This window comes from Pampinifervens navoyensis (assembly GCF_046159715.1).
GTDB lineage: Bacteria > Aquificota > Aquificia > Aquificales > Aquificaceae > Pampinifervens.
In genome coordinates, this window is sequence record NZ_JBJXCT010000001.1 from 59,082 (window position 1) to 84,749 (window position 25,668).

At 48.1% G+C, this 25,668-nt stretch carries 30 protein-coding genes and 1 tRNA gene; 24 read left to right on the forward strand and 7 right to left on the reverse strand.

Annotated features, from left to right (window positions below; all coding sequences use genetic code 11):
* Window positions 1-61: 61 nt before the first annotated feature.
* From ACKRDP_RS00345 to ACKRDP_RS00430, 18 genes are all read left to right on the forward strand, one after another.
* Window positions 62-706, forward strand: coding sequence for a hypothetical protein (locus ACKRDP_RS00345; RefSeq protein ID WP_409152733.1), 645 nt, complete (start codon window positions 62-64; stop codon window positions 704-706).
* Window positions 707-750: 44 nt separating this feature from the next.
* On the forward strand, window positions 751-1,170 hold the full coding sequence (locus ACKRDP_RS00350) for a c-type cytochrome biogenesis protein CcmI/CycH (protein WP_409152734.1): 420 nt from the start codon (window positions 751-753) through the stop codon (window positions 1,168-1,170).
* Window positions 1,170-1,640 (forward strand): YqhA family protein, encoded by a 471-nt coding sequence (locus tag ACKRDP_RS00355; protein WP_409152735.1) that lies wholly within the window; start codon window positions 1,170-1,172, stop codon window positions 1,638-1,640. The genes ACKRDP_RS00350 and ACKRDP_RS00355 overlap by 1 nt, the downstream gene beginning before the upstream one ends.
* On the forward strand, window positions 1,640-3,148 hold the full coding sequence (locus ACKRDP_RS00360; protein WP_409152736.1) for a sigma-54 interaction domain-containing protein: 1,509 nt from the start codon (window positions 1,640-1,642) through the stop codon (window positions 3,146-3,148). The genes ACKRDP_RS00355 and ACKRDP_RS00360 overlap by 1 nt, the downstream gene beginning before the upstream one ends.
* 8 nt (window positions 3,149-3,156) lie before the next feature.
* Entirely contained in the window at window positions 3,157-3,849 is a 693-nt protein-coding gene (locus ACKRDP_RS00365; RefSeq protein ID WP_409152738.1) for a succinate dehydrogenase/fumarate reductase iron-sulfur subunit, read from the forward strand.
* Between the two features lie 11 nt (window positions 3,850-3,860).
* Window positions 3,861-4,865: an aldo/keto reductase gene (locus ACKRDP_RS00370; RefSeq protein ID WP_409152739.1), complete on the forward strand. Its 1,005-nt coding sequence runs from the start codon at window positions 3,861-3,863 to the stop codon at window positions 4,863-4,865.
* A gap of 156 nt (window positions 4,866-5,021) precedes the next feature.
* A complete protein-coding gene (locus tag ACKRDP_RS00375) occupies window positions 5,022-6,212 on the forward strand; it encodes a chromosomal replication initiator protein DnaA (protein WP_409152741.1) in 1,191 nt (396 codons plus the stop codon).
* Between the two features lie 14 nt (window positions 6,213-6,226).
* Window positions 6,227-7,777, forward strand: coding sequence for an AAA family ATPase (locus tag ACKRDP_RS00380; RefSeq protein WP_409152742.1), 1,551 nt, complete (start codon window positions 6,227-6,229; stop codon window positions 7,775-7,777).
* The gene (locus ACKRDP_RS00385; protein WP_409152743.1) at window positions 7,770-8,444 is read left to right on the forward strand and encodes an N-glycosylase/DNA lyase; all 675 of its coding nucleotides are present in this window, start codon (window positions 7,770-7,772) and stop codon (window positions 8,442-8,444) included. The genes ACKRDP_RS00380 and ACKRDP_RS00385 overlap by 8 nt, the downstream gene beginning before the upstream one ends.
* 7 nt (window positions 8,445-8,451) lie before the next feature.
* Window positions 8,452-8,525: transfer RNA gene (locus tag ACKRDP_RS00390), tRNA-Arg, on the forward strand.
* 12 nt (window positions 8,526-8,537) lie between these two features.
* The gene (locus ACKRDP_RS00395) at window positions 8,538-10,718 is read left to right on the forward strand and encodes a bifunctional alpha,alpha-trehalose-phosphate synthase (UDP-forming)/trehalose-phosphatase (protein ID WP_409152744.1); all 2,181 of its coding nucleotides are present in this window, start codon (window positions 8,538-8,540) and stop codon (window positions 10,716-10,718) included.
* Window positions 10,711-11,337 (forward strand): DUF5752 family protein, encoded by a 627-nt coding sequence (locus ACKRDP_RS00400; protein ID WP_409152745.1) that lies wholly within the window; start codon window positions 10,711-10,713, stop codon window positions 11,335-11,337. The genes ACKRDP_RS00395 and ACKRDP_RS00400 overlap by 8 nt, the downstream gene beginning before the upstream one ends.
* Window positions 11,324-12,538 carry a glycosyltransferase gene (locus ACKRDP_RS00405; RefSeq protein ID WP_409152747.1) on the forward strand — a complete coding sequence of 405 codons (1,215 nt, stop codon included), beginning with the start codon at window positions 11,324-11,326 and terminating at the stop codon, window positions 12,536-12,538. The genes ACKRDP_RS00400 and ACKRDP_RS00405 overlap by 14 nt, the downstream gene beginning before the upstream one ends.
* Entirely contained in the window at window positions 12,520-13,707 is a 1,188-nt protein-coding gene (locus tag ACKRDP_RS00410) for a chloride channel protein (protein WP_409152749.1), read from the forward strand. The genes ACKRDP_RS00405 and ACKRDP_RS00410 overlap by 19 nt, the downstream gene beginning before the upstream one ends.
* A 240-nt stretch (window positions 13,708-13,947) precedes the next feature.
* Window positions 13,948-14,112: a CBS domain-containing protein gene (locus ACKRDP_RS00415; protein ID WP_409152750.1), complete on the forward strand. Its 165-nt coding sequence runs from the start codon at window positions 13,948-13,950 to the stop codon at window positions 14,110-14,112.
* A 4-nt stretch (window positions 14,113-14,116) separates the two neighbouring features.
* Window positions 14,117-14,593 (forward strand): ADP-ribose-binding protein, encoded by a 477-nt coding sequence (locus ACKRDP_RS00420; protein ID WP_409152751.1) that lies wholly within the window; start codon window positions 14,117-14,119, stop codon window positions 14,591-14,593.
* 15 nt (window positions 14,594-14,608) lie between these two features.
* Window positions 14,609-15,628: a chorismate-binding protein gene (locus ACKRDP_RS00425; protein WP_409152752.1), complete on the forward strand. Its 1,020-nt coding sequence runs from the start codon at window positions 14,609-14,611 to the stop codon at window positions 15,626-15,628.
* A 9-nt stretch (window positions 15,629-15,637) separates the two neighbouring features.
* Window positions 15,638-16,486 (forward strand): ATP phosphoribosyltransferase regulatory subunit, encoded by an 849-nt coding sequence (locus tag ACKRDP_RS00430; protein ID WP_409152754.1) that lies wholly within the window; start codon window positions 15,638-15,640, stop codon window positions 16,484-16,486.
* Here the strand turns inward: ACKRDP_RS00430 and metK are convergent.
* The 7 genes from metK to ACKRDP_RS00465 are packed head-to-tail and all read right to left on the reverse strand — an operon-like array spanning window position 16,472 to window position 21,546.
* Window positions 16,472-17,602: a methionine adenosyltransferase gene (metK, locus tag ACKRDP_RS00435; protein WP_409152756.1), complete on the reverse strand. Its 1,131-nt coding sequence runs from the start codon at window positions 17,600-17,602 to the stop codon at window positions 16,472-16,474. The two genes, ACKRDP_RS00430 and metK, sit on opposite strands and share 15 nt — an antisense overlap.
* A gap of 16 nt (window positions 17,603-17,618) precedes the next feature.
* The gene (locus ACKRDP_RS00440) at window positions 17,619-17,858 is read right to left on the reverse strand and encodes a KH domain-containing protein (RefSeq protein WP_409152757.1); all 240 of its coding nucleotides are present in this window, start codon (window positions 17,856-17,858) and stop codon (window positions 17,619-17,621) included.
* A gap of 13 nt (window positions 17,859-17,871) precedes the next feature.
* Window positions 17,872-18,111, reverse strand: coding sequence for a 30S ribosomal protein S16 (gene rpsP / locus ACKRDP_RS00445; RefSeq protein ID WP_409152758.1), 240 nt, complete (start codon window positions 18,109-18,111; stop codon window positions 17,872-17,874).
* 34 nt (window positions 18,112-18,145) lie between these two features.
* A complete protein-coding gene (locus tag ACKRDP_RS00450; protein WP_409152759.1) occupies window positions 18,146-20,152 on the reverse strand; it encodes a heavy metal translocating P-type ATPase in 2,007 nt (668 codons plus the stop codon).
* 41 nt (window positions 20,153-20,193) lie between these two features.
* Window positions 20,194-20,697, reverse strand: coding sequence for a peroxiredoxin (locus tag ACKRDP_RS00455; RefSeq protein WP_409152760.1), 504 nt, complete (start codon window positions 20,695-20,697; stop codon window positions 20,194-20,196).
* Window position 20,698: 1 nt separating this feature from the next.
* Entirely contained in the window at window positions 20,699-21,166 is a 468-nt protein-coding gene (locus tag ACKRDP_RS00460; protein ID WP_409152761.1) for a hypothetical protein, read from the reverse strand.
* Window positions 21,136-21,546 (reverse strand): hypothetical protein, encoded by a 411-nt coding sequence (locus ACKRDP_RS00465; protein WP_409152763.1) that lies wholly within the window; start codon window positions 21,544-21,546, stop codon window positions 21,136-21,138. The genes ACKRDP_RS00460 and ACKRDP_RS00465 overlap by 31 nt, the downstream gene beginning before the upstream one ends.
* Window positions 21,547-21,658: 112 nt before the next feature.
* Between ACKRDP_RS00465 and ACKRDP_RS00470 the strand changes: the two genes are divergently transcribed.
* From ACKRDP_RS00470 to ACKRDP_RS00495, 6 genes are read left to right on the forward strand one after another with little or no spacing between them, the layout of a single operon-like run.
* Window positions 21,659-22,336, forward strand: coding sequence for a DUF4198 domain-containing protein (locus ACKRDP_RS00470; RefSeq protein WP_409152765.1), 678 nt, complete (start codon window positions 21,659-21,661; stop codon window positions 22,334-22,336).
* A complete protein-coding gene (locus ACKRDP_RS00475; RefSeq protein WP_409152766.1) occupies window positions 22,333-22,746 on the forward strand; it encodes a hypothetical protein in 414 nt (137 codons plus the stop codon). The genes ACKRDP_RS00470 and ACKRDP_RS00475 overlap by 4 nt, the downstream gene beginning before the upstream one ends.
* Window positions 22,743-23,738, forward strand: a complete 996-nt coding sequence (locus ACKRDP_RS00480; protein WP_409152767.1) for a transporter — start codon at window positions 22,743-22,745, stop codon at window positions 23,736-23,738. The genes ACKRDP_RS00475 and ACKRDP_RS00480 overlap by 4 nt, the downstream gene beginning before the upstream one ends.
* Before the next feature lie 2 nt (window positions 23,739-23,740).
* Complete coding sequence (locus ACKRDP_RS00485) at window positions 23,741-24,376, forward strand: energy-coupling factor ABC transporter permease (RefSeq protein ID WP_409152768.1); 636 nt, start codon at window positions 23,741-23,743, stop codon at window positions 24,374-24,376.
* Complete coding sequence (locus ACKRDP_RS00490) at window positions 24,366-24,914, forward strand: hypothetical protein (protein WP_409152770.1); 549 nt, start codon at window positions 24,366-24,368, stop codon at window positions 24,912-24,914. Before ACKRDP_RS00485 ends, ACKRDP_RS00490 begins: the two co-directional genes overlap by 11 nt.
* A complete protein-coding gene (locus ACKRDP_RS00495; RefSeq protein WP_409152771.1) occupies window positions 24,907-25,665 on the forward strand; it encodes an energy-coupling factor ABC transporter ATP-binding protein in 759 nt (252 codons plus the stop codon). The genes ACKRDP_RS00490 and ACKRDP_RS00495 overlap by 8 nt, the downstream gene beginning before the upstream one ends.
* Window positions 25,666-25,668 lie beyond the last annotated feature (3 nt).

The window sequence follows — 25,668 nt, forward strand, 5'->3', positions numbered from 1 at the left end:
AACAGTTTCTTAACAGATTAAGAATATCATTAAATAACAAAACTCTTAAGGAGGTGCGCACATGAGGAAATTTGCCCTCTTACTGCTTGCCTCTGGTATGTTTGGCATGGCTGGTGCTCAACAGTTAACTCTGGGAGACCACTACACTCTCAGGTCATACACAGGCCAGGCTTTTGGCAGAGTTATGGCAAACAGCCTCAAGTTCAACAGCATCCATGTTCTTACTAACAACACCTCCATATGCTCCTCTCTTGTGGGTGCCCTTGGTTCTGGATACCTTGACCCTGAGGGCAAGAGGAAGATGAACACTACCGTGCTAAACGCACCGGAGGATGCCCAGAACCTGAACCCTACCACTGAAGCGGTTGCCCTGATTTTTGGCGGTCAGGCATCCCCAGAGGTCAACTACAGCCTTACAAAGGCATCTCTCAGGAGGCTGGCAGATACCAACTACAACGGAGCGGTCTTCTTCCATCTGAGGATATGGGCACCGAAGTTTGTGGAGCGTGCCGCTCAAGAGGACCCGGCTATAGCAAGATACCTTGCAAACAAGGAAAACCTCTACTCTGTGACCGCAGACCTGCAGAATAAGGTGGTAAGACTCTGGCAGGTTTCTGTAAAGGAGGGCAAGCAGACAACGGTCAGGGAGCTTGGCACGGTGCCACTTAACCCCAACTGGGAAGACCTTCTTCGCAGGTCTCTTTAAAACCCTGCGGGCGCAAGCCCCCCCATACCTTATAATAGAGATAAATGTTTGGAGCCATCATCATTCTATCTTTTGTTTTCTTCTCCTGCCAGCCGTTACCAAAGGACGTGCCCCTTGAAAAATACAGAAAGCAGTTTATTGAAGGACAGGTTCTTATTGAAGATAGCCTGAAGAATAAGGCCCCTCAGGGAGAGAGGTTTCTTATCATCTCCGTCAGAGACCTCCAGAACCCCATGCCACTTGCGGTGCTGAGGGTTAAAAACCCCCACTTTCCATACCACTTTAAAATAACAGGAAAGCACAAACTGAGCCACGACAGGCTTATGGAGGGTGATGTTATAGTAACTGCAAGGCTGAGCAAGTCAGAGACTGCAGAGCCTAAAAAGGGAGACCTTGTGGGCTCAACCACCGCAAAGGTGGGAACGAAGGGAGTAAGAATAGTAATAAACTCAGAGGTGGAGTGATGGAGCGACTTGTAAGGGCCTTTGTGGAGAAGGGAAAGGCTATAGCAGTTCTACCAGCCCTTAGTCTTTTCATAAGTGCGGTGTTTCTTGGATTTTACGGAGTTTACCTCTCCCTTGAGACCCTCTACAAGGTCTTTACAGACCCGGAGTATCTTGATACCGCAATACTCTCCACCAAGTTCATAGCGGTCATGGACATACACCTGCTTTCTGTCATACTTTACATCTTTGCGGTGGGTCTATATGAGCTTTTTGTGGGAAAGCTCAACGTGCCCGACTGGCTCAAGATTGAGAGCATAGACCAGCTAAAGGCCAAGCTGGCAAGCGTTATTATACTCATACTGGCTATCACCTTCACCAAGAACGTGGTCAAGTGGAAAGAGCCTCTTGAGACGCTCCTGTTTGGTGTAGCCATTGCCATAGTGGTTGGGGTGCTTATCTTTTACTACAAGGTGAAAGAAGAGCATTGATGGAAAAGAGCCTTAACCTCAGGGAGCTTACCATAGTCAATGAGGTTGCCAAAATATTGAGCAGGGGCCTTGAGTTTACAAAGAGCCTTGAGGAAGTGCTCAAGGTCCTCTACTCCTTCTGGGATGTGCGTCATAGTTATGTGGCTCTTTACAGGCAGGACATGAAAGCCCTCAAGATAGTCAAAGCCTTTGGGCTCACGGAGGAGGAAGCAGAAAGGGGTATTTTCAGGAAAGGTGAGGGCATTGTGGGAAAGGTTTACAAGGACGGCGTGCCTGTGTTCCTTTCCGATACAAAGATAAACGCCTATCTTAACAAGACGGGTCTGAGAGAAAGGCTTGAGCCTGGTGAGGGCTTTGTGGCAGTTCCCATAAGGGTAGGCGGTGAGATAATAGGCGTTCTTGCAGCTTTCAAAAACTTTGAGGAGGAGAGCGTAGAAAGGGGAGTGGAACTGCTTATGATAATGGGCACCATGATTGGCATGCTCTACAAGCTTGATGAGAGAATAAGTCAGGAGAGAGAGGAGTGGGAAGAAGAAAAGAGGCTTCTCACAAAGGCTCTCAGCGAGAGATACAGCGTAGAAGGCATAGTGGGCAAAAGCCCCATAATAAGAAACCTGCTTGACCTTGTGGAGAGAGTTGCCCGCACCGATGTGAACGTGCTTATAACAGGAGAGAGCGGGACGGGCAAAAGCCTTGTGGCAAAGGCAATACACTTTATGAGCAAACGGAAGGAAAAGCCCTTCATCACCATTAACTGCAGCGCCATACCGGAAACCCTGCTTGAGGCAGAGCTCTTTGGATATGAGAAGGGCTCCTTTACAGGAGCCTACACATCAAAGAAGGGAAAGTTTGAGCTTGCAAGCGGTGGGACTGTGTTTCTTGACGAGATAGGAGACATGCCCCTTGCCCTTCAGCCCAAGATACTGAGAGTAATTCAGGATAAGGAGATAGAAAGGCTTGGCAGTGAAAAGACCATAAAGGTGGATGTGCGCATCATATCTGCTACCAACAAAAACCTTCCTGAGCTGGTCTCTCAGGGACACTTTAGAGAAGACCTTTACTACAGGCTAAATGTTCTTCCCGTGCACATACCACCCCTGAGGGAGAGAAAGGAGGACATACCCATACTGGTGGACCACTTTCTGGAAATATTCAACCAGAGGTATGGTAAAAAAGTCCGCCTTGACCCCAGAGTTATTGAGGTTTTCATGGAGTATCCATGGTATGGAAATGTGAGGGAACTGGAAAATGCCATTGAGCGTCTTGTTATACTCAGGGATGGACTCATAAGGGATGTGGACCTTCCACCCTACTTCTTTGCAAGGCTCTACGATAATGGTCCGAGAAACATGCCCCAGGTCATACAGAGCACGGAAAGGGAAGAGATAATAAAGGCTCTTGAAAAGGCTGGATATGTGAAATCAAGAGCTGCCAGGCTACTGGGCTACACACTGCGTCAACTTGACTACAGGATAAGAAAGTATCAGATTGAGATAAAGAGGTATTAGAGGTGAAGGTGAAAATAAGGAGATATCCTCAAGGTGCTGAGGAGTTTGAGATAGACCCCTCTCAGGACATGACCCTTCTTGAGCTTCTTTTCACGATAAAGGAAAGTGAGGATCCGAGCCTTACCTTCAGGAGCATGTGCAGAGCAGGCATATGTGGAACATGTGCGGTAAAGCTCAACGGAAAACCAGCCCTCGCCTGTTCCACCTGGATATCGGGAAAGGAAGAGGAGCTCCTCATTGAGCCCCTTGACTACTTTCCTGTAATAAGAGACCTGGTGGTGGACCACGAAGGAATGCACTCAAAGCTCAGGAGTTTTAAGACATGGCTGTATCCGCAACAGGAGAACATGATACTGCAGGAGGGAACCAACCTCAAAACCTCAAAGAGCTGGGAGTGTATACTCTGCGGTATCTGCGATAGCGTATGTCCGGTGCTTACCAGCACGGAGCTCTTTGGCGGTCCTTCCGCCCTTACAAGAGTTTACAAGCACCTTCATGACCCGAGGAATGTGAACAGGCAAGCAACGAACATAGGCATATACAACCTGAGACCTGACCTATGCACTCACTGCATGAACTGCTCTTACGCCTGTCCCAAAAGGCTCATGCCGGAGGGGCTGATAAGGGAAGAGGAAAATCTGCTTGTGGAGCTCGGGCTTCTTCAGAGGCAGACGGGCGGCTTTGACTTTCTGAGTTTTTAGAGGAGGCAATCATGAAAACCTTTTTAAATTTACGGCTTTCTGAGCTTGGTGTTGGCACATACCTTGGAGAGCTTGACCAGAAAACTTCTCAGGGATACAGGGAGGTGATAAAGAGAGCCCTGCAGGCTGGCATAAACGTGGTGGATACCGCCATAGTCTACAGGTATATGAAGAGCGAGAGGGATATAGGTGAGGTTCTAAAAGAGGTTCCCAGAGAGCAGGTCATCCTCTCCACAAAGGGTGGATACATTCCCTACGATGCGGACTCGGGCGTAGACCCAAGGGATTACTTTTACGAAAACTTTGTAAACTCAGGCATCGTAAAGCTGGAGGAGATGACGCCCCAGGGGCACTATCTTTCTGCTGGCTTTATTGAATGGTGCCTTGACAAAAGCCTGCAGAACATGGGAACTCAATATGTGGATATATACTTCCTTCACAACCCGGAAGAGCAGCTGAACTTCTTTGAAAAAAGCCTGTTCAACAAGAAGATAAAAGAGTGCTTTGAATACCTTGAGTCTGAGGTGAGGAGAGGAAGGGTGAAATATTACGGCCTTGCCACCTGGGGAGGCTTCAGAGTATCTTCTTCAAGCAGGCAGTATCTGAACCTTGCAGAACTCCTGAGCCTTGCTCAGGAAATAGGGGGAGAGGACCATCACTTCCGGTTCATTCAGCTTCCCTACAACCTTGGCATGCCCGAAGCCTATACGCTAAAAAATCAGGAAGTTGCGGGTGAGAGGCTTTCAACTCTTGAAGCCTGTGAGAGGCTGGGCATATACACCTACACCAGCGCCAGCATATATCAGGGAAGGGTTGTAGGAAGAGTGCCACAGGAGCTGAAAGAAAAGCTAAGAGTAGACAGAGATGTGCATGCAAGCCTGCAGTTTGTGTTGAGCACACCGGGTGTGGGAACAGCACTTGTGGGAATGAGCAGGCTAGAACATCTGGAGGAAAACCTTCAGATTCTTCGCATACCAAGACTTGGTCCCACAGAGTTTTCAGGTTTATTTAAATAGCTTCAGACTATCCCAGATTTAGGCTCATCCATTCCAGAGGTTTACCACATAAGCTTTTCCTCGCTTGAGGATGCTGTGTTTCAGGCATTATGATTTTAACCATCAGTTGAGGGGCAACAAAAAAAGCCTTACGGGTATAAGCGGCAACTATGAGCCATGAGGGATTTTTTGCTGTTTGTAGAAAACAGAGACAGGTTTGCGGTGGGGCTCTTCAGGCAGTTCAGAATTGAGGAAACCCCAAGCAGGGTGCTCATAATCACTCCCACCCTAGAATACAAAAAGTGGGTGCTTGAATACATAAGGGCAAGGCTTTCCGACTATGGAAAGGAGATACTGGTAAGGTCTCAGGAAGAGGAGAAAAAGGCAGAGACAACCCTTGGTGACGGACTCTCGCCAAGGTATAGCTTTGATAACTTTGTGGTGGGAAGGTCAAACCAGCTTGCCCACAGAGTCTGCCTTGAAGTATCTGCTAGCCCGGGCATTTACAGTCCTCTTTTCATATATGGGGGTGTGGGCCTCGGGAAAACCCACCTTCTGCATGCTGTTGGCAATAGAGCAAAGTCCTCCCACTTTAGGGTTGTTTACAGGCAGGCAACCGAGTTTTCCGATGAGATGATAAAAAGCCTGAAGGAGGGAAAGATAGAAGCTTTTAGAAAAGCCTATTCGGGTGTGGACCTTCTTCTGTTGGATGATGTGCAGTTTCTTTCTGGAAAGGAGAGAACTCAGGTGGAGCTCTTTAGGGTTTTTGAGATTCTTCAGATGGCGGAAAAGCAGATAGTGCTGGTGAGCGACAGGCACCCCAAGGACATAAGGGATGTTTCTGAAAGGCTTCTCAGCAGGTTTGCCAGTGGTCTGATTCTTGAGATAGGTCTTGACGATGAAACAAAGCTCTCTATTGTCAGACACAAGCTACTGCTGTATGGGCTACCCACCGACAGGAAGCATGTGGACTACGTTATGGAAAACACCGGCTACAGTGTCAGGGAAATAGAAGGTTTTATAAAAACCCTTAAACTAACCGGTATAAGGGAAAAACCATCGGGACAGACCAGGAGCAGGGAGGAAGAACTCATAAGACATGTGGCAAAGTATTTCAACCTGAAGCCAGAAGACCTGAGGAGGGAAACAAAGGAAAGGAAGGTTATAAAGGCGAGACAAACCGCTATGTATTTCTGCAAGACTCTCCTTCACATGTCTTATTCAGAGATAGCAAGGCTCTTTGGAAAGCCAGACCACACATCCGCCCTCTATTCAATAAGGAAATTGGAGGAGAAAAAACAGCAGGACAGAAAGTTCGCCTACATGCTTGAAATGTTGGAAAAAAGCCTCAGAAAATCTCTGGGATAAATTTTAAATTAATCATGCTCACAAGACTGAGCCTTGAGAGCTTTTTCTTCATAAAGGGTGAAGAGGTATACTTTGAAAAAGGGCTTAATGTAATAACAGGTGAAACGGGCATGGGAAAGTCCCTTACAGTAGCATCCCTCTCTTTCCTTCTGGGGCAGGATGGTGATTATCCTGAGGGCACCTGCGTTGAGGCTGAGTTTCTGCTTGAGGATGAGCCACTCATAGTGAGAAGAGAGCTCATAAAGGGTAGGAGCAGGTATTATCTCAACGGCAGGGGGAGCACAAAAAGGGTGGTGGAGGAAGTTCTTTCCTCAACCCTCCTCCTTCAGGGACAGAACGACAGGACAAAAATCCTCAGGGCTGACTTTCAGAGGGATGTGTATGATAGCTTTGCAGGTTGTATGGAGCTCAGAAAACTGGTAGAAAAGGCATACCAGCGAGTGGTGGAGCTTGAGGAGAGACTCAAAAACTCAAACCAGCGAAGGATTGAGATGGAGGTGAGAAAGAGGCTTATATCTGAGGAAATAAGGGATATTGAAGAGGTGGGGCTGACGCCCGAGGAATACCTGCAGGTAAAGAAAAGGCTTGAGGAGATAAATCTGGCAGAGAGGATAAACAGCCTTATCCTCCAGGCTCTCTCTGGACTTGAAACATGCATGGAAGGTCTCAAGCTTCTCCGAAAAGCCCTGAAAGACCTGACCTCCCTTGGAGGCTGGAAACAGGATTCTCATGTGCCTGAGGTTTTTGAAGACAGCCTGACAGAGCTTGAAAGAGGCCTGAGAGGAAGGTTCATATCCTACAGTCAGGAGGAGCTTGACGGCCTCAATGAGAAAGTCTACAGAATTCAGAGGCTTGAGAGGAGATACAGGATGGACTACGGGGAAATATACAGGCACATGCTTCTTCTTAAGGAAGAATTGCTCAAACTTCAAGAGGAAGAAAATCCAGAGGATATTGAAAGGGAGCTGGCAATGAGGAGAGAAGAGCTCCACATGCTCTACGAGGAGCTGAGCAAAAGGAGGCTTCTGGCAAGGGAGGGCTTTGAAACCCGGGTTATTGAATATCTCAGGAGCATGGGGCTTGAAGGTGCAAGTTTTAAGGTTTCTTTTGAGGAGAAGCCGGGTAGATACGGCAGAGAACAGCCGAAGTTTCTCTTTTCTTCTTACGGCAGGAATGAAATGGATATATCTGATGTGGCCTCGGGAGGTGAAATATCAAGGCTTTCTCTGGCTCTCTTTATGCTATCACCACCTGCCCAGACCTATGTGCTGGATGAGGTGGACGCAGGCGTAAGCGGAAGAACCTCTATAAAGCTTGCAAAGCTTCTCAGGGAGCTTTCAACAAAGACACAGCTAATTGTTATAACCCACTCACCAGCCATAGCCAGCGCCGCAGAAAAACACCTTACCACAAGAAGAGAACTTATCGGAGACATACCCTTGATAAGGGTGGTGGAACTTTCAGAAAAGGAAAGACTTGAGGAAATAGCAAGGCTGATGGGAACGGTAAACAGTAGCACTCTGGAGGGTGCAAGGGAGCTCATAAGGGAGGTCTGCGGTGTTTGAGGAGCTTGTGGCACTCAGAGATAAGATAAAGACCTATGTGGACAGGAGGCTCTCTGAATTCAGAGAGCTTGGAAAGACGGGAAAAACCACCTTTGACTTCAGACCCTTTGCGGACTATGTATACGGCGCAGATATATTTTCTGAGCTGTGCTTTTGCCTTCTGACCGCCAATTCCTCTGCTCTTATTGGAATAAAGCTGCAGAGCACCATAGGCACAGAGGGTTTCAGAGAGCTCAGCCTTGAAGAGCTGGAGAAGTTAATAGCCTCTGCGGGTCATCGCTTTGCCCGTCAGAGGGCTGAAAGGATAGTCAGGGCAAGGGAAAGGTTTGAGAGGGTTATGGAGGTCATAGTTGATGCCTGTGATGGAAAGACTGTGAGGGAGCTTCTCAGCGACACATGCTCCAAGTATAAAGTGGAGGGCTTCGGTCTCAAAGAGGCATCCCACTTTCTGAGAAACATAGGCTTTGAGGATGTGGCCATAGTGGACAGGCACATATTCAGGTATCTGAAGGAAAAGTCCCTCATTCCCGACTACAGAACTATGACGAGAAAGGTTTACCTTGAGGCAGAAAAAAGGCTGGAGGAGATATGCAAGATACTTGGCATGTCTCAGGCAGAGCTTGACCTTTACATTTTTTACCATAAGACGGGAAAGGTGTTAAAATAATATCTGAGTCCCCGTAGCTCAGAAGGATAGAGCGCGAGATTCCTAATCTCGAGGTCGGCGGTTCGACTCCGCCCGGGGACGCTTGTATAAGTTATGAAATTAGTAATAGTAGCAAACAGACTCCCTTATATTGTTAAAAGCGTTGAACCCTTAGAACTTCAAAAAAGTCCGGGTGGTTTAGCTTCTGGGGTGCATACCTTTTTAAAGAGGGCTTCTGTAGGAAACTGGCTATGGGTGGGATGGGCAGGTTCTAGTTTGAGTAAAAGCAGCATAGAGAAAATAAGGAATATGCCACGAGAAAAGTATAATGTGCTTCCCGTGTATATACCTGAAAGGCTTATGGATAGATTTTATAACGGTTTTTGCAACAAAACCCTCTGGCCCCTCTTTCATAGCATGCCCACCCTATCATCCTATGAAAGAAATGCCTGGGAAAGCTACTTAGAGGTAAACAGGCTATTCTTAAAGACGCTTCTTGAACATACCCAGTTAGACTCGGATACTTTCCTCTGGATACACGACTACCATCTTATGCTACTGCCTGCCCTCGTGAGAAAGGCTATGCCTTATGCAAACATAGGCTTTTTCCTTCATATTCCTTTTCCACCGCCGGAGATATTCGCCCAACTTCCGTGGAGGAGGGAAGTATTGGAGGGTCTTTTGGGTGCAGACCTGATAGGCTTTCACACCTACGAATACACCACCAACTTCCTCCGCAGTCTAATGAACGTCTTAGGCATTGAACATACTATGGGGGAACTCATTTATAAGGACAGAGTTGTAAAAGTGGGTACCTTCCCTATGGGTATTGACTTTCAACTCTTTAACGAGTTTAAAGGGGATGAGGAAAAGGTAAAGGCTATAAGGGAAACCTTAGGCAACAAACGCATAGTCTTTTCAGTGGATAGACTGGACTACACGAAAGGAATATACAATAGACTGCTTGCCTTTGAAGATTTTTTAAACAGAAGAAAAGACTGGCACGGAAGGGTGGTGATGATACTAAACCTTGTGCCTTCAAGGGAAGGGGTAGAGCACTACCAAAGGATGAAAAGACAGATAGAGGAAAAGGTAGCGCAGATAAACGGCGCTTTTGGACACATAGAATGGGTACCCATACTATACCACTACAAATCTTTGCCCACCGAAGAGCTTATAGCCTACTACAGAGCTTGTGATGTTATTTTAGTAACCCCCATAAAAGACGGCATGAACTTGGTGGCTAAGGAGTTTGTTGCCTCAAGAAGGGATTTGAGGGGCGTTTTAGTGCTTTCTGAATTTGCAGGAAGTGGTAAGGAACTCGGTGAAGCCCTTCTGGTGAATCCAAACTCTGTAGAGGAGCTTTCAAAAGCTATAGAAAACGCCCTTGAGATGCCAGAAGAGGAGCAAGAAAACAGGCTTCGCATAATGCAGGAAAGACTAAGAAGATACGATGTGCTAAAATGGGGCATGGATTTTATAGAAAGTCTTAAAGGAGCCGTCTCCAAGAGGAATATGCTAAAAACAAGGGAGCTAAACAGCAGACTCCTGAAGAAGTTAAAGGACATGTATAAAGGCGCAAAGAAAAAGATCCTCTTTATAGATTATGACGGCACGCTTGTGCCCATAGCTAAACGCCCCAGTTTTGCAGTGCCTACCCAAGAGGTAAAAGAACTGTTAAGAAGGCTAAGCGGTGTAGAAAACACAAGGGTGGTTTTGATATCCGGCAGGAGAAAGGAAGAGCTTGAAAACTGGTTCGGAGACCTGCCTATAGTCATTGTAGCCGAACACGGATGCTGGGTCAGAAGACAGGGAAGCGATTGGGAAGCCACTTGTAGTATGGACAATGAGCTGAGAGAAAGGGTAAAGACAATAATGGAGGTGTATGTGGATAGACTGCCCCAGTCCTTTCTGGAAGAAAAGAACTCTACCTTAGCCTTTCATTACAGGAATGCAGACCAGGAGATGGCTTCTATTTTAGTATCCAGCTTAGTGGATGAGCTTACAGCCCTCCTGTCAAACACGGACATGTCCCTTCTCTTAGGTAATAAGGTGGTGGAAGTAAGAAAGTCCGGTATAAACAAAGGCACGGTAGCTCTGTCCTTCTTGCAAGAAGAGGATTACGATTTTGTGCTAGCTATAGGCGATGACGTAACGGATGAAAACATGTTTAAAGTATTACCTTCCAATGCAGTAAGCATCAAAGTGGGCACAGGCTCATCCTTTGCAAGGTATCATGTAACTTCCCAGCAGGAAGCTCTGAATTTATTAAAATACCTGATGAGCGATGACTGATGTATTTTACTTTAAAACGGAGATATGGGTGCCTCTCTACACGGGAGTTAAAGCAGAAAGCCTTCAGGAGTTTTATGAGGCTCTTCTCAGTGTGCCAAACGGTAGCCTCCTCTACCACCTGTACATAAACCTTTTTAACTATCATAACCTGCCAACCATGTACACCAACAGTTTTGCTTACTGGTTTCAACACATAGGCTGCGATGCTCTGGCGGAAAAAATAAGCTCCATAGACCCAACCCGTTATCATGACCTGGAAGCCCTCAGGGAAAGGCTGATAGAAATACTTTCAGAACACAAAGAGGACTGCGCCAAAAGACAGGCAAGCCCCTTTTATTTTATGGATATATACAGAGAGGTAATTGACATGGGAGAGCATGCCACCAGCCTGGAAGAACTCATAAAAGGCATAGAAAAATCCAGCATATATTCTCTTTTTCACCACCTTATAACCTCAAAGATTGACAATAAAAGGGTGATAAACGACTACTCCCAATGGCTCATGAGTATGGGCTATCCGAAGAAGGCGGAGCTCATAGAAGCTTTAGATTTATACGCGCTTAACCTGTATGAGGTGAAAAGTCTTATACTGGAGATTCTAAAAGATGATAAGACTTGAGGATTACGCAAAATATACAAACGGTGAAGCTATTGAAGAACTGCAGAAAATAGCCGAAGATTTAAAGGGTCTTAAAGTGCTTCATATAAACACCACAAGAGAAGGCGGTGGTGTTGCGGAGATACTTTCGCGCTTAGTGCCCCTTATGCAAGCCTTAGGCATTCAAACCCACTGGGAAGTTTTTATAGGTCCGGAAGAATTCTTCAGGTTTACAAAAAAGCTACACAACATGCTCCATCTGCCGGGCTCTGGCACCATAGAAAGCTCTGAAGTAGCCCTGTATTTGAAGACTACCTACACAAACCTGGAAAGGATAAGGACGCAGGATTACGATGTGGTGTTTGTGCACGACCCACAGCCTATGGGCATGGTTATAAACAAAGAGAAGCATCAAAAATGGGTCTGGAGATGCCACATAGATACCTCCACCCCGGACCCTAAAGCCTGGGACTTTATAGAGCTCTTTGTGAATGCTTACGATGTTGCCATTTTCCATATACCGGAGTTTGTCTACGAGAAGCTCAGCATCCCTTCCTACATCATACCACCCTCTATAGACCCTCTACATCCTAAGAATGCGGAAATTGAGGAAGATTTCAGAATAAATACCCTTACCAAATACGGCATAGACCCGGAAAGGCCTATACTCCTGCAGGTTTCTCGCTTTGACAGGCTAAAAGACCCCTTTGGTGTATATAAGGCTTACAGAATGGTAAAGGAAAGGTATGACTGCCAGCTAATATTTGCCGGCTCTTACGCCGGCGATGACCCGGAAGGACAGGAGGTATACACAGAGCTTATAAACCTTACCGCTGGAGAGAAAGATGTCTTTGTTCTAAATTTGCCACCCAACAGCCACTTGGAGATAAACGCTCTTCAGAGGTCTGCCACTGTGGTATTTCAAAAGTCCATAAGAGAGGGTTTTGGGCTTGTAGTTTCGGAAGCTATGTGGAAGGAAAAGCCCGTCATAGGCGGTAATGTGGGCGGTATAAGAAGGCAAATCGTAGATGGTTTGACCGGGTTTCTGGTGAGCACCGTTGAAGGAGCCGCCTATAGGGCAAGACAGCTACTTGCGGACAAAGAGCTAAGAATAAAAATGGGCCTTTACGCAAAAGAAAGAGTAAAGCATCGCTTTCTGATAATAAGACATCTTAAAGACTACGTAGCACTCATAAGGAGCCTATGTTTGAAAAGGTCTTAAATAAAACCTTCAAAAAACACCTTATGTATGTATTGTTGGGCGTCCTCTGTGGTTTTGTGGCGGTAATCTTTGTGTATGCAATAGATTTAGTGGAAAGCTACACTTTGAACCTCATTGCTCACTACTACCCTCCTAAACCTGCCGGAGAAGGCTACAGAGAAGCCTTTACCTTTTATCCTGAACGTTTTTACCTCCTGCCCCTTCTTACCGCTCTTGCTGGACTGATTTCCGGAATTTTAACAACCTTTTTATCTCCGGAATCTGCGGGCGTAGGCACCGACTCGGCAATAAAAGCCTACCATGAAGAAAAAAGGCTCTCCTTTTTGTCCTCCGTGGTCAAGTTGATAACCTCTTCTTTCACCATAGGCATGGGTGGCACCTCCGGAAGGGAGGGACCCATAGCTCTGATAGGTGCAGGTATAGGTTCTACCCTGTCAAGCCTTTTACAGCTTCCCAAGGAAGAAGGAAGAGTTATGCTGGGGGTAGGGCTCGGAGCCGGTATTTCTGCCATATTCAAAGCTCCTCTGGCTGGTGCCTTAATAAGCGCGGAGGTGTTTTTTAAAAAGGACTTTGACATAGAGAACTTGATACCGGCCTTTTTGGCTTGTATAAGCTCCTATATAACGGTGGGTTTTTTCCTTGGCTTTGAGCCAATATTTTCGGTGCATATTCCGGAGGGTGTAAATCTAAAGGCTTCTGCACTCTTTGCCTACTTTTTCTTCGGTTTGTTCTGTGCCATCTTTGTGAGGCTCTTTATTTTACTATTCTTCAGGGTAAAAGCTCTTTTTGAAGAATTAAAGATAAAGCACTATTTAAAGCCTGTTATCGGCGGATTTATGGCAGGCATTGTGGGAATACTTTCACCCTTTGCCATAGGAAATGGGTATGGATATCTGCAGCTTATACTTGATTTAAAGCTTATAGACCCCTTACTTATACTTACTGGAGCTGTTGGAGTTGCCTTAGGTGTTTCCTTTACTCTTGGTTCTGGTATGTCTGGCGGTATCTTTGGACCTTCTGTTATGATGGGTGGTCTCTTGGGAGCTTTCTATAGCTTGCTTTTGAATAAACACCTTGGGCTTGACCTCCACGTGCCCTCCTTTACCGTGGTAGGAATGGTAGCCTTCTTTGGAGCTGCCGCAAAAGCACCCCTTTCCAAGTCAAGTTAATACAAGGCTTGATTCCTTAGCATACAGAGAAGAATGGGGGATTTTGAACCTTGAAAGGCTCAAGGTGAAGGACTATATGGAGGAAGCTATAACCCTGCAAGCCCACCAGCCTATAGAAGAGGCTAAAAGGCTAATGGGAGAGCATCTAATAAGTGGTCTAGTGGTTTTAGAGGGGGTAGGGTTGTTGGAATCCTTACAAAGAGCGACCTAAGTAAAGAGGGAGAAACTGTTAGGGACCTTATGAGTGTTGATGTTATAACAGTAAAGCTGGAGGATAACTTAGCGGATGCCCTAAGGCTTATGCTCACAAAGGGTATAGGACACCTTCCTGTTGTTGAAGAAGGCAGGCTCTTAGGTATCATAACTCGCGAGCATATAGCAAGGGCGGTAAGGGAGTTAAAATAAAAGTATGCTACAGATAGAGGTGCTTCAGGGAAGCCTACTTGAGATTGAGGCTGATGCTATTGTGAACCCTTCTAACTCTCTGGGCTATATGGGTGGTGGTGTGGCAGGTATTATAAAAAAAGCAGGCGGTAGTATTATAGAAAAGGAAGCCATTCTGAAAGCGCCCATAAGTGTGGGATCTGCGGTGTTTACATCCGCTGGAAGGTTAAAATTTAAAGGTGTGATACATGCGCCTACCATGGAGGAACCTGCAATGGAAACTACTGAGGAAAAGGTCAGAAAGGCTGTCAGGGCAGCCCTTGAACTCGCAGATAACATGGGCTTTAAAAGTATTGCCATGCCTGGCATGGGAACAGGTGTAGGAAAGCTTCCCAAGGATGTCTCCGCAAGGGCTATGATAGATGAGATAAGGAATGTTCAGGCAAAGAACCTCAAGAGGATTCTTCTTGTTGACCTTGACTGGCAGATGGTGGAGGAGTAGAGAAGGCTTCTGTGAATGCGTCTTGTGCTCTCTGGAGGATGGCTCGGCAGGGAGGGGATATATGAGGCTAAGATAAAGAGAGTCCGTTTCCTCCACTCCCATGAGGAGCTATCTGGTTCGTCTTCTGGTTTTGTGGTGCTTTCTTACGCCCTTAGCTCGCAGACGCTACGCGTGCCGGTAAAAGCCTCTGGGCTTCCGGCAGTCATCTACCTTGAGCTTGAGGGATTTTATCCTCTTTCCAGAGAGCCCGAACAGGTAAGACTCACGAAAGCCTCCTCTTCTTTCAGCCCTGAGGGCTACATGCATGCGGTAAGAAGAACAAAGGATTTCATAGCGGACGGTGTGGTATACCAGCTTAACCTTACCTGCAGGTTTGACTTCCTTCTGGAGGGAAGCCCCCTTGACCTTTTTCTCCAATACTACAGAAATCAACCCGTGCCCTACGCCTTTTTTCTTGAGCTTGAGGACTTTTACCTTATGAGCGGCTCTATGGAACTCTTTCTAAAAAAGAAGGGAGAGATCATTGAGAGCAGGCCTATAAAGGGCACCGCAGAAAGGAGGGAGGAGTTGCTCGGTAGCGAGAAGGACAGGGCTGAGAACCTTATGATAACGGATATGGTCAGGAACGACCTTTCAAGGATTGCCATGCCGGGAAGCGTGGAGGTGTCCGAGCTCTTCAGGGTTGAGGAGTTCAGAACCCTTTTTCAGATGTACTCCACCGTGAGGGCAAGAACAAGAAGGAGCCTGCCAGAGATACTGTATGAAACCTTTCCACCTGCCTCCGTGGTAGGTGCACCCAAGAAAAAGGCGGTGGAGGTCATAAACCAGCTTGAGCCTCACAGCAGAGACTACTACTGCGGTGCGGGGGGTCTTGTGATGGGAGAGGATTTTACCCTTAGCGTTCTCATAAGGACTGCGGTTGGCTCTGGTGAGAGACTGTCCTACTATGCGGGTGCGGGCATAGTATGGGACTCAGAGCAAGAGAGGGAGTGGGAAGAGGTTCTTCTCAAGACCAGAGCCTTTTCTTCGTTATAATAACTCTCCGTGAGGTTTCCACCGCAGGAACGCTTTTTCAACTTTGAAGAGTCAAAAAGGCTCAAGACCTTTTTTCTCAGAGCCTGTGAAACCTTTCCAGAATACAGCTTCATAATGCTCCCATCCTTGGAAGTATACAGCCCTGGTCTTTATGGAGAAGGGGCTTTTGTGGTGGGAAGTCTTCAGGATGGAAGCCTTCTGTGCCTCAGAAAGGACTGGACGGTGAGCCTTGCGAGGTTTCTGAGCCTCCAAAGAGAGCTTGAGCTTCCCCTGAAAGTTTTCTACTTTGGAAACACCTTCTCCACCGGCTCTGAGCTGGAGAGCTTTCAGGTGGGCATTGAGGTGCTGGGTGAACCTTCCTCTGATGCGGAGGTGGATGTAATTCAGAAGATTGGAGACTACCTGAAAGCCTGCGGACTATCTGGGCTTCAGGTGAGCCTTGGACACGTGGCCATTGCGGAGGGGCTTCTCAGAAAGCATGGTGAAAGACACAGAAAGGCCCTTCTTGAGAAAAACTTTAGCGAGCTATCTGAGGCGGAAGAGCTCAGAGAGCTACTTCTTACACAGGGTGGGCCTGAGGTGCTGGAGGACTTCAGAAGAAAACATCCTGAGTTTTCCTCAGAGTGCGACAGGCTTCTGGAGGTATACAGCAGGCTAAGAGGGCTGGAAGTGCTCTTTGACCTCTCAGAGCTACGACCTCAGAGCTATTACACGGGTATAGTCTTTGAGTTCTTCCATCCTTCTCTGGGCTACCCGGTGGCGGGGGGTGGAAGGTATGATGGTCTTTACAGCACTCTGGGGAGGGACCTGTGTGCGGTGGGCGGGGCGGTCTACCTTGACAGGCTACTTGAGCTCTGAAAACTCTTCCAGCCTCGTGAGCCTCTCCCAGGGAAGGTTTTCCTTTCCAAAGTGTCCGTAGCAGGCGGTCTGCCTGTATATGGGCTTTCTCAGGTCAAGAAAGTCTATCATCCTTTTGGGGCTTGTGGGGAAAACTTCAAGGAGCCTTTCCCTTATCCTTTCTCTGTCTACCTTTTCCGTTCCGTAAGTCTCTATATCAAAGGCTATTACCTCGCTCATGCCAAAGGCGTAAGCCATCTGCACCATGCACCTGTCTGCAAGACCGCTTGCCACCACATGCTTTGCCATCATACGTGCCATGTAGGAGGCGGTTCTGTCCGTTTTGGTGGGGTCTTTGCCCGAGAAGGCACTTCCTCCAGAGTATGCCACATCTCCGTAGGCGTCAGAGACTATCTTTCTTCCCGTCTGCCCTGCATCTGCCGCGGGACCTCCCAGCACAAACCTTCCGGAGGGGTTCACAAGCATGCGTGTGTCTCTGCTTATCAGGTTCTGGGGCACCACCTTCTTTATTGCCTCTTCCACCATAAAGTCCCTCAACTTTTCAAGCTGGGTCTCAGGGTCATGCTGACAGAAGACTATGATGTCCTTGACAAAAAGGGGCTTATTATCCTCGTAAAGCACAGTAATGAGAACTTTACCGTCAGGTCTCAGAAAAGGGGCTTTGCCTGACTTTCTCAAATCCGATATACGCTGAGAAAGGCTGTGAGCAAGGCTTATAGGCACTGGCATCAGGTTATCTGTCTCACTGCAGGCATAGCCCACCACTGTGGCCGTGTCCCCTGCACCCTCTGAGGATATTCCAAGGACTATCTCAGGGCTCTGTTCTTCTATGGAGGTTATGACCGCAGAGGAATCTGCATCAAAGCCATGCTCAGGTCTGTTATATCCCACCTCTTTTACGGTTTTTCTGACCACACCGGGTATGTCCACATAGCTCTCCGTGGAAACATGTCCGGCCACAAAGGTCATGCCAGAAAGGAGGAGTATTTCAAGGGATACTCTGCTGTAGGGGTCTTTTCTTATGAACTCATCAAGAAGGGCATCCGCTATGAGGTCTGCCAGCTTGTCTGGATGTCCCTCCATGGGGGACTCTGCCATCTTTATGGTCCTTCCCATGGAGGTCTATTATAAACTACTCCAGTATTTCAAGAACCACCCTCTTATTTATTTTCCTTCCCATAGAGGAGAGGATGGTCCTGAGAGACCTGGCTATACGCCCGCCCCTGCCTATTACCTTACCCAGGTCGTTCTTGTCAACCCTGAGCTCAATAACCACTGTCTTTTCTCCTTCAATCTCCTGAACGTTTACCCTCTCAGGGTTGTCCACGAGGGATTTGGCAGTAATCTCAACTATGTCCCTTAGCTGGCTCATGGTTTACCTCCTGTCAGAGTATTTTTGCGTTCTTGAGTATGGCTTTTGCCCTGTCTGTGATTTCTGCTCCCTTCTGGAGCCATTCTTTGAGCTTTTCTTCCTTTACCTCTATGAGCCTCTTGTTTACAGGGTCGTAGGTGGCTATGACATCCACCACCTTGCCATCTCTGGGAGCCTTCGCGTCAGCCACCACAAGCCTGTATATGGGGTGATGCCTTCTTCCGTATCTTGATACTCTTATCCTCAGAGCCATCTCTGCCTCCTCAACACAGTCTGTTTATTATACACTATTTCCTCACAGAATTCAACACCACGCTCAGGGAAGAAAGAGCCATCATAAGCCCCGCAAGCTCAGGCTTGAGGTATACGCCTTCATTGTAAAGAAGCCCGCCAGCTATAGGTATGCCAAGAAGGTTATACACAAATGCCCAGAAGAGGTTTTGCCTTATTCTTCTTATTGTCCTGTCTCTATAATCAAAGAAGGTCTTTATACCCTCTATGCCCTTCAGAAGCACCACATCGCCTGCTCTCTTTGCCATGTCAGTTCCTGAGCCTATTGCAAAGGAAAGGTCTGCTCTTGCCATGGCAGGCGCATCGTTTATGCCATCTCCCACCACAGCAACCTTCAGACCCTTCTGCTGGAAATTCTCCACTACCCTTAGCTTGTCCTCTGGCTTTGCACCAGCCATGAAGTTTTCAATCCCGAGTTCCTGAGCAACGAGCCTTGCCTTTTCTTCGTTATCACCTGTTAGCATAAAGACATCAACGCCCTTTGACCTCAGAAAGGAGAGGATTTCTTTTGCCTCCGGTCTTATGCTGTCCTCAAAGTAAAACTCTGCAAGCTTTGTGCCGTTTCTGTAGAGGGCTACACCCTCCTCGGACCTTCCAAGAAGATAATCCTCACATAGCACACCCACTCCAGCCTCCTCTCTGCAGTTGCCGACTATCACCGCAGTTATGCCCTTCTGGAGGCAGTAGTCTCTCAGAGCAAGGGAGTACGGATGGTTTGAAGCCTGTGCAAGTCCGCAGGCGAGACTGAGGGCATCTTCTCTATACAGCCTGAAATTCAAAAGCCTGGGCTTACCCTCTGTGAGAGTTCCCGTCTTGTCCATGACTACAAGGTCTGGGTGCTTTTCAAGGGCTGATGGGTCCTTTATCAGGACACCCTGCCTGTATGCCCTGAAGAGACCCACAGTAAGGGCGAGGGGGACAGCAATGCCAAAGGCACAGGGACAGGAGACCACGAGCACTGCCAGAGAAAAGCTTACAGCCCTCTGAAGGTCTCCAGTTTTTAAAAACCACAGTAAGAAAACTACAACTGCCAGCACAACCACAAACTGAACAAAATAGTGGGAAAACCTGTCTGCAAGCCTCTGTATCCTTGGTTTTTTGCTGAGGGTCTCTTCCACCATTCTGACAAGGAGGTTTGTATAGCTGCTGGCAAAGGTCCTTTCAACCCTTGCCTTTGCATAGCCAGAAACCACTAAGCTACCAGATATGAGCTTTTCGTCCTGCCTCTTCAGAACTGGCACGCTCTCACCTGTTATAAGAGATTCGTCTACTTCAAGAGAGCCCTCGAGCACCCTGCAGTCCACAGGCACCATCTCCCCAGTCCTGAGAATAAGCGTATCTCCCACAAAAACCTCCTGCAGTGACCTTTCTTCTTCCCTATCCTTCCTCATTACCTTTACCTTCATTGTCTGGATTCCAAATAACTCTCTCAAACTCTTTAGAGCCCTCGCCCTTACCCATTCTTCTAGGAACTTACCCGTCTTTACGAAGGTTATAAGAAAGGCAGAAGTTTCAAAGAAAGGCTCACCGTGAAGAGTTCCCATCATAGCCAAGAGGCTGTAAAAAAGTGCGGAAGTACTACCAAGGGCGACAAGAAGGTCCATGTTTCCCACCCTTGCCTTCAATGAGCTTATTGCCCCCCTATAGAAGCTGTATCCACCCAGAGCCTGAACTCCAGCGGAAAGGAAAGCCTGAAGGTAAAGACTTGGGGGACTATGCCAGAGCATTAGGGCCATTATCAGAAGGCTTGAAAGCCAGCAGAAAAGTAAAAGTTCCAGAGATCTGCTTCTGCCAGTCACCCCTTCAACTCTGTATCCAAGGGACTCTATAACACTTTTTATCTGCTCAATTCCCAAGAGCTCCTCGTTAAACTCCACAACCACCCTTCCCAGTTCAAAGGACACCTGAACATGTTCCACCCCCCTGAGCTTTTTAAGGCTTATCTCTATTGCCCTCGCACAGTTTACGCAGGTCATTCCAGAGACTTTAAGAGATGCACGCATACACTGAATATGCTATCAAAAAGCTGTTAATTTCAAGAAGTTTATTTTACTTTGTTTTTTAGATAATCTAAAACCCTCTGTGGGTCTGCAGAGGGGTCAACGCCCCTGTATATCTTTTCAACCTTCAGCTCTGGGTTTATCAGCACCGTATCACGAGAGCAGAAGCCCGCTATAACTGTCACGCCATAGGCTTTTGCCACGCTACCTTTGGGGTCGGAGAGAAACTCCACTGAGAGGTTGTATTTGTCCCTGAACCTCCTTATGCTCTCCACGCTATCCGTGCTCACCCCAAAGACCTTTACTCTCAGCCTCTCAAACTCCGGCATGAGCCTTGTGTATTCCTTTGCTTGAGCGGTGCAGCCGGGGGTGTCCGCCTTAGGGTAGAAGTAGAGCACCACCCACTTGCCCCTGTAGTCTGAGAGGTTTACAGTCTTTCCCTCGTGGTTTTTCAGGCTAAATAGGTATGCCTGCTGACCTTCCTGAAGGGGAGCGCCCGCCTGAGCTATTCCAAGAAGGGCAAGCACTTTTATAAGAAGCTCCTTCATCTTACCACCTCCAGAAGGAGTAAGCTATAAGAATTACACCAAGGGTAAGGGGCAAAAAGCCAAGGTAAAACCAGAAGGTGGCAGAACCCACCACAAGGAGCACACCACCCATTTCAAGGAGGTCTTTTTTCTCTACCCTTGCCAGAGCACTGTAGCACCTTGACTGCATGTAGATACCGACGCCAGAAATCAGAGCGGTCAGAAGAAGCCTTTTGACCTCAAAGCCATAGTTGTCAAGCACATGCCTTGCCCACATGCCCCCCAGTATGGCAAGCAGAAGACCCACACCGAAGGTCCTTTTTAGCTCTCCAAGAGAAGCCCTCTCCAGAAGTCCGGCCATACCATACATCAGGGCGAGTCCTCCTGGCAGAACAAAAAACCAGCTTATACCCCCAAGGGGAAGCAGAAGTGTTCCTGCAAGGGCGTAAGTCTGGGGCTCTATTCCAGCAGTTTTCTTATTGTCCTGCATCTGTGTATAAACATAAGCCTCAAAAAAGCCCCAATCAAGGGCTCAGGCAGGTAGGCTTCTACCGTTAGATGGTCTTCTATTACCGTTGAATCGCCCTTTGGAATCAGAAGGTGTCTGTGTTCCCAGTATTTTATGAGAGCAGGCTTTTTGAGAGCAAAGTCTGTAAAACCGTAGGGACCCACGTCTCGGATTAGGCTTTCCATAAGCCCTATACCCATAAACTTGAGCTCTATTTTCAGACCATCTCTTAGCTCCTCCTTTGGGTTTAAGTCCATCAGGAAACCTAAGGGAGTTATCTTGAGAAGGTTCACAGGACTGTTAAAGAAGGCACGCACCCTTTCCAGTGGTGCTTTTATCTGACAGTGGTGTGTGAATATCATTCCCTATGAGATTATGCGGTGGAGCTCGGAGAAATATGATATAAATCATCTTGAAATATGAATGAAAATTCATTAATATTACTTTTGATAAAATTGTAATAAGGAGCTCTGAATGCTCTGGATACTTTTCCTTTTGCTAAGCCTTTGCTGGTCTCACGAGCTATGGATAGAGAAGAGGGGAGGGGAGTATGTGCTTCTTTACGGGCATCTCAGACCGGGTAGTGGTGAGGAGGCACAGGTGAGATACGACCCCAGCAGAGTTCACAGCTTTGAATGTTTTGACTCAGAGGGCAGAAGGCTTCCATCTCAAATCGTCTCAGAATATCCAGTGAGGCTAAGGGGCAAGTGCCAGATGGTTCAGGCTAACCTCTCCAGTGGCTACTGGACAAAGACTCCCGAGGGTTTAAAGAACCTGCCAAGAGAAGAGGTGAAAAACCCCATAGAGAGCTGGTATTCGGTGGAGACGGTCAGGAGAATTGAAGGGAGGATTCTGGCAAAAACACCCCTCACCGACGGTCTGGAAATAACCCTTCTGGAAGACCCCTCCAGTCTGAGAACTGGTCAGAAGTTCACCGTGGCGGTCTACTACGGGGGGAAGGCTCTCAGAGACGTGCCAGTATACCACAACGGCAGGGTGGTGGGCACCACTGGCGATGACGGGAGGATAAACCTCAGGGTGAGAGAGAAGGGCATGCAGTTGATAGGGGTTTCTGTGAGGGAAAAGGACCAGAAGGGCAGGGCGGATTACACGCTCAGAACCTTCTACCTTCTCTTTGAGGTGGGAAGATGAGCCTTTTACTGCTCTTTGTCCTGCTTTCTGTGTCCCTTTCTCACGAGCTTTTAAAGGAAGTTAGGAGCGAGGGCAACTGCATCCTTGTGCGCTTTTACTTTCAGGACGGAACCGCCTTTTCCTACGAAGAGTATGAGGTCTACAGAAAGGGAGACAGAGTCCCCTTTCAGAGGGGCAGGAGCGATGCCCTCGGCAGGGTGGTTTTCTGTCCAGACAGGGACGGGCTGTGGCTTTTGAAAATAAGCTCTCAGGACGGGCACGGTGCCGAGCTTGAACTAAGCCTGAGGGCAGGCAGACCAGAGCAGAGACACAGCCCAGCGGAGAGCTATAAAAGGGTTCTTTCAGGACTTGGATACCTTCTGGGAATTTTTGGTCTCATAAGTCTGATTTTTGGGAGGTGGAAAAGATGAAAAGAGTTTTCATCGCACTGCTATCCTTTGCAGGTTTTTCCCTTGCCCACCACGGGGTTGCGTCCCTTGGTGCGGTGGGTCTCGAGGGTCCCGGTGCACCCCTTGAGAGTTCAAGCTCCGCCACACTGCCAGAGGGCTCCTGGCTACTCTACACGAAGCTGGACAGCGTAAGGTGGAGGAAATACAGCTTTTCTGACTTTCCAGACCAGAAGGACAGGTCCGATTTCTGGATGCTGGGTATAGGCTACGGTCTGAGGTCCTGGCTTTCCCTGTATGTCTTTGCCCCATACAACGTAAAGAAAGAGCTCAGAGATGGGGGCGAGAGGAGCTTTACAAGCAGGGGCTTTGCAGACCCATCCATAATGGCGGTGCTGGGCTTTAAATACGATGGGGGTTTGAGGCTTATACCTAGGAGGGAGAGCCTTGAGGACATGATGGACTGGCATTTTACCCTCTACGGAGGCGTCAGCCTGCCCACGGGTGATGCCAACAGGAAGGGATATATGGGCGAGTTTGCTCCTGACATGGCTTCCGGCTTTGGAAAGCCCACCATAACCGCAGGATTTACCGCTACGAAGCAGATGGTCAACCTACCCGAGCTTACCTTTGTCTTTGACGCAAGCTACCTGAAGTTCTTTGAGCACCGATACAACACGGGAGACAGATACAGGTTCGGGGACGAATTCAGGGCAAACACGGCGCTCGTATACAGGGTTTTCAGAAGCCAGGAGAAGTCCCTCAGGCTTGACCTTCTTACGGAGCTCAACTACCTTCACCTTCAGAAGGACAGGGAAAATGGGATCAGTGTGGAAGACTCTGGAGGGGATGTGGTATACGGGGTCTTTGGCGGAAGGCTATACTACAGGAGGGCTTCCCTCGGAGCGGGTGTAAAGCTACCCCTATGGAAGGACCTCAACCAGCAGAGCCAGCAACAGGGTGCGGAAGGAAAGGAAAAATACAGGCTGATAATCACCCTTTCCCTCATCTTTTAGCCATGCACATTCCGGAGGGTTTTGTTGCACCACAGGTTTATGTGCCAGCCTATGCCGTGTCAATGGGGCTTGCCCTGTATGGCTTCAGAAAGTTTAAGGAAAGGCTCAGCGAGAGGAGCATACCACGGCTTGCACTTCTTTCTGCTTTTGCCTTTATCCTGAGCTCCCTCTCCTTTCCCCTTCCCGGTGGAACATCGGTGCACGGAGTGGGCGTTGCACCCCTTGCCCTTCTGTATGGTCCCTGGACTGCATACCTCTGCATGTGTCTGGTTTTACTGCTTCAGGCCGTCTTGCTCGGCCATGGGGGCATAACCACATACCCGGTGAACGCCCTTGCCATGGGTTTTGTGGGGGCCTTCAGCTCTTATGCAGTCCACAGACTTTTTGCAAAAAAGAGCAATGCCCCCTTCCTTGCGGGCTTTTTCTCCACCCTCCTTTCTGCCCTCTCTGTAGCCCTTCTGCTGGGCGTGCACCCCTACCTCTTCACAGACCCATCAGGCAGAGCCCTCTATTTCCCCTATCCTCTCGGAATAACCCTTCCAGCCATAACCCTTTCTCACCTGCCAGTTGCAGTGGTAGAGGGGCTTATAACTCAGGCGGTTGTAGGTCTTCTCAGGAGGAGAAACCTTGAAGGATAAAGTGCTTCTATTCCTGTATATGGCAGGTGTTGTCTTTGTTTCTTCCCTCAGCTCCCCCGGGCACCTGCTTTTTATCTTTTTCCTTCTCCTTCTTGCCCACATGCCTTCAGCCTCACGCAGGAGGCTCAGAAGGAGGGTAAAGCCTATATCCCTTGCCCTGCTTACCACCCTTTTCATATCCGTCCCATACGCCCTGTGGACTGGTCATTACTCTTACCTTTCCCTTCTTGCCCTGAGGGCGCTTGACATAATGCTCCTTACGCTTCTGGCTCTTTCCCGCATAAACCTGTATTCTGCACTGAGCTTTTCAAGAAGCCTCTCACAGCTCCTCGTGCTCTCATCCAGCTATATACTTCTCTACAGGAGGCTTTTTCTGGACTTTCTGCAGGCTCTGAAAAGCAGAAGTCCAGAGGGCATAAAGGGGAAAGAGTTTGTGAGGTTTTCTGAGGGTGTTGGAGGATACTTTTTTGAGAGGTTTCTGAGAGACTCAGAGGAGGTGGCAGAGGCTATGAAGTCAAGGGGGCTTGATCTTGATTGAGCTCAGAAATGTCTCTTTTAGCTACGAAGACAGACTCGCCCTGAAGGACATAAACTTCAGAGTAGGGGAGGGAGAAAGGGTGGTCCTTCTGGGCATAAACGGCTCTGGCAAGAGCACACTTCTGAAGCTACTGAATGCCCTCATATTTCCACAGAGAGGAGAGTATCTTTACATGGGAAGTAAAATTGAGGAAAAAGTCTTTAAGGACAGGGAATTCAGGAGGAAGTTCAGAAGGGAGGTGGTTCTCCTCTTTCAGAACCCCGATGTCATGCTCTTTAATCCCACAGTTTACGATGAGCTTGCCTTTTCTCTTAGACAGCTGGGGATGGAGGAGGGACTTGTCAGAGAGAGGGTCCTTTACTGGGCTGACAGGTTTGAGCTCACACCCCATTTGAAAAGACCACCCTTTGAGCTGAGCACGGGGCAGAAGCAGAAGCTATGCCTTGCCTGTCTTCTTGTGCTTGAGCCAGAGGTTCTTCTTCTTGATGAGCCAACCGCTCACCTTGACCCAAAGACCACTGGCTGGTTTGTGGACCTGCTGTGGGAGCTTCCCTGCACCACTGTAACCTCCACTCACAACCTCAGCCTTGCCGGCGAGCTGGGTAGCAGGCTTGTGGTGCTCGGTGAAGACCACGGAATTGTATACGACGGGGGCGTAGAAGAATTCCTCAGGGACAGGGAAAGGCTTTTAAGGGCTGGGCTTTTGCACAGACACAGGGGTAAAGGCGACTGGCATCTTCACAGCTTCTGATAA

What these genes read in the sequence shown, in the direction of transcription:
- ACKRDP_RS00410 (WP_409152749.1), top strand. Translation starts at nt 12,520, where the DNA reads ATGTTTGAAAAGGTCTTAAATAAAACCTTCAAAAAACACCTTATGTAT.
- ACKRDP_RS00475 (WP_409152766.1), top strand. Translation starts at nt 22,333, where the DNA reads ATGAGCCTTTTACTGCTCTTTGTCCTGCTTTCTGTGTCCCTTTCTCAC.
- ACKRDP_RS00415 (WP_409152750.1), top strand. Translation starts at nt 13,948, where the DNA reads ATGAGTGTTGATGTTATAACAGTAAAGCTGGAGGATAACTTAGCGGAT.
- metK (WP_409152756.1), bottom strand. Translation starts at nt 17,602, where the DNA reads ATGGGAAGGACCATAAAGATGGCAGAGTCCCCCATGGAGGGACATCCA.
- ACKRDP_RS00380 (WP_409152742.1), top strand. Translation starts at nt 6,227, where the DNA reads ATGCTCACAAGACTGAGCCTTGAGAGCTTTTTCTTCATAAAGGGTGAA.
- ACKRDP_RS00440 (WP_409152757.1), bottom strand. Translation starts at nt 17,858, where the DNA reads ATGAGCCAGCTAAGGGACATAGTTGAGATTACTGCCAAATCCCTCGTG.
- ACKRDP_RS00370 (WP_409152739.1), top strand. Translation starts at nt 3,861, where the DNA reads ATGAAAACCTTTTTAAATTTACGGCTTTCTGAGCTTGGTGTTGGCACA.
- ACKRDP_RS00470 (WP_409152765.1), top strand. Translation starts at nt 21,659, where the DNA reads ATGCTCTGGATACTTTTCCTTTTGCTAAGCCTTTGCTGGTCTCACGAG.
- ACKRDP_RS00460 (WP_409152761.1), bottom strand. Translation starts at nt 21,166, where the DNA reads ATGCAGGACAATAAGAAAACTGCTGGAATAGAGCCCCAGACTTACGCC.
- ACKRDP_RS00420 (WP_409152751.1), top strand. Translation starts at nt 14,117, where the DNA reads ATGCTACAGATAGAGGTGCTTCAGGGAAGCCTACTTGAGATTGAGGCT.
- ACKRDP_RS00405 (WP_409152747.1), top strand. Translation starts at nt 11,324, where the DNA reads ATGATAAGACTTGAGGATTACGCAAAATATACAAACGGTGAAGCTATT.
- ACKRDP_RS00355 (WP_409152735.1), top strand. Translation starts at nt 1,170, where the DNA reads ATGGAGCGACTTGTAAGGGCCTTTGTGGAGAAGGGAAAGGCTATAGCA.
- ACKRDP_RS00450 (WP_409152759.1), bottom strand. Translation starts at nt 20,152, where the DNA reads ATGCGTGCATCTCTTAAAGTCTCTGGAATGACCTGCGTAAACTGTGCG.
- rpsP (WP_409152758.1), bottom strand. Translation starts at nt 18,111, where the DNA reads ATGGCTCTGAGGATAAGAGTATCAAGATACGGAAGAAGGCATCACCCC.
- ACKRDP_RS00425 (WP_409152752.1), top strand. Translation starts at nt 14,609, where the DNA reads ATGCGTCTTGTGCTCTCTGGAGGATGGCTCGGCAGGGAGGGGATATAT.
- ACKRDP_RS00485 (WP_409152768.1), top strand. Translation starts at nt 23,741, where the DNA reads ATGCACATTCCGGAGGGTTTTGTTGCACCACAGGTTTATGTGCCAGCC.
- ACKRDP_RS00400 (WP_409152745.1), top strand. Translation starts at nt 10,711, where the DNA reads ATGACTGATGTATTTTACTTTAAAACGGAGATATGGGTGCCTCTCTAC.
- ACKRDP_RS00375 (WP_409152741.1), top strand. Translation starts at nt 5,022, where the DNA reads ATGAGGGATTTTTTGCTGTTTGTAGAAAACAGAGACAGGTTTGCGGTG.
- ACKRDP_RS00480 (WP_409152767.1), top strand. Translation starts at nt 22,743, where the DNA reads ATGAAAAGAGTTTTCATCGCACTGCTATCCTTTGCAGGTTTTTCCCTT.
- ACKRDP_RS00350 (WP_409152734.1), top strand. Translation starts at nt 751, where the DNA reads ATGTTTGGAGCCATCATCATTCTATCTTTTGTTTTCTTCTCCTGCCAG.
- ACKRDP_RS00345 (WP_409152733.1), top strand. Translation starts at nt 62, where the DNA reads ATGAGGAAATTTGCCCTCTTACTGCTTGCCTCTGGTATGTTTGGCATG.
- ACKRDP_RS00360 (WP_409152736.1), top strand. Translation starts at nt 1,640, where the DNA reads ATGGAAAAGAGCCTTAACCTCAGGGAGCTTACCATAGTCAATGAGGTT.
- ACKRDP_RS00395 (WP_409152744.1), top strand. Translation starts at nt 8,538, where the DNA reads ATGAAATTAGTAATAGTAGCAAACAGACTCCCTTATATTGTTAAAAGC.
- ACKRDP_RS00465 (WP_409152763.1), bottom strand. Translation starts at nt 21,546, where the DNA reads ATGATATTCACACACCACTGTCAGATAAAAGCACCACTGGAAAGGGTG.
- ACKRDP_RS00455 (WP_409152760.1), bottom strand. Translation starts at nt 20,697, where the DNA reads ATGAAGGAGCTTCTTATAAAAGTGCTTGCCCTTCTTGGAATAGCTCAG.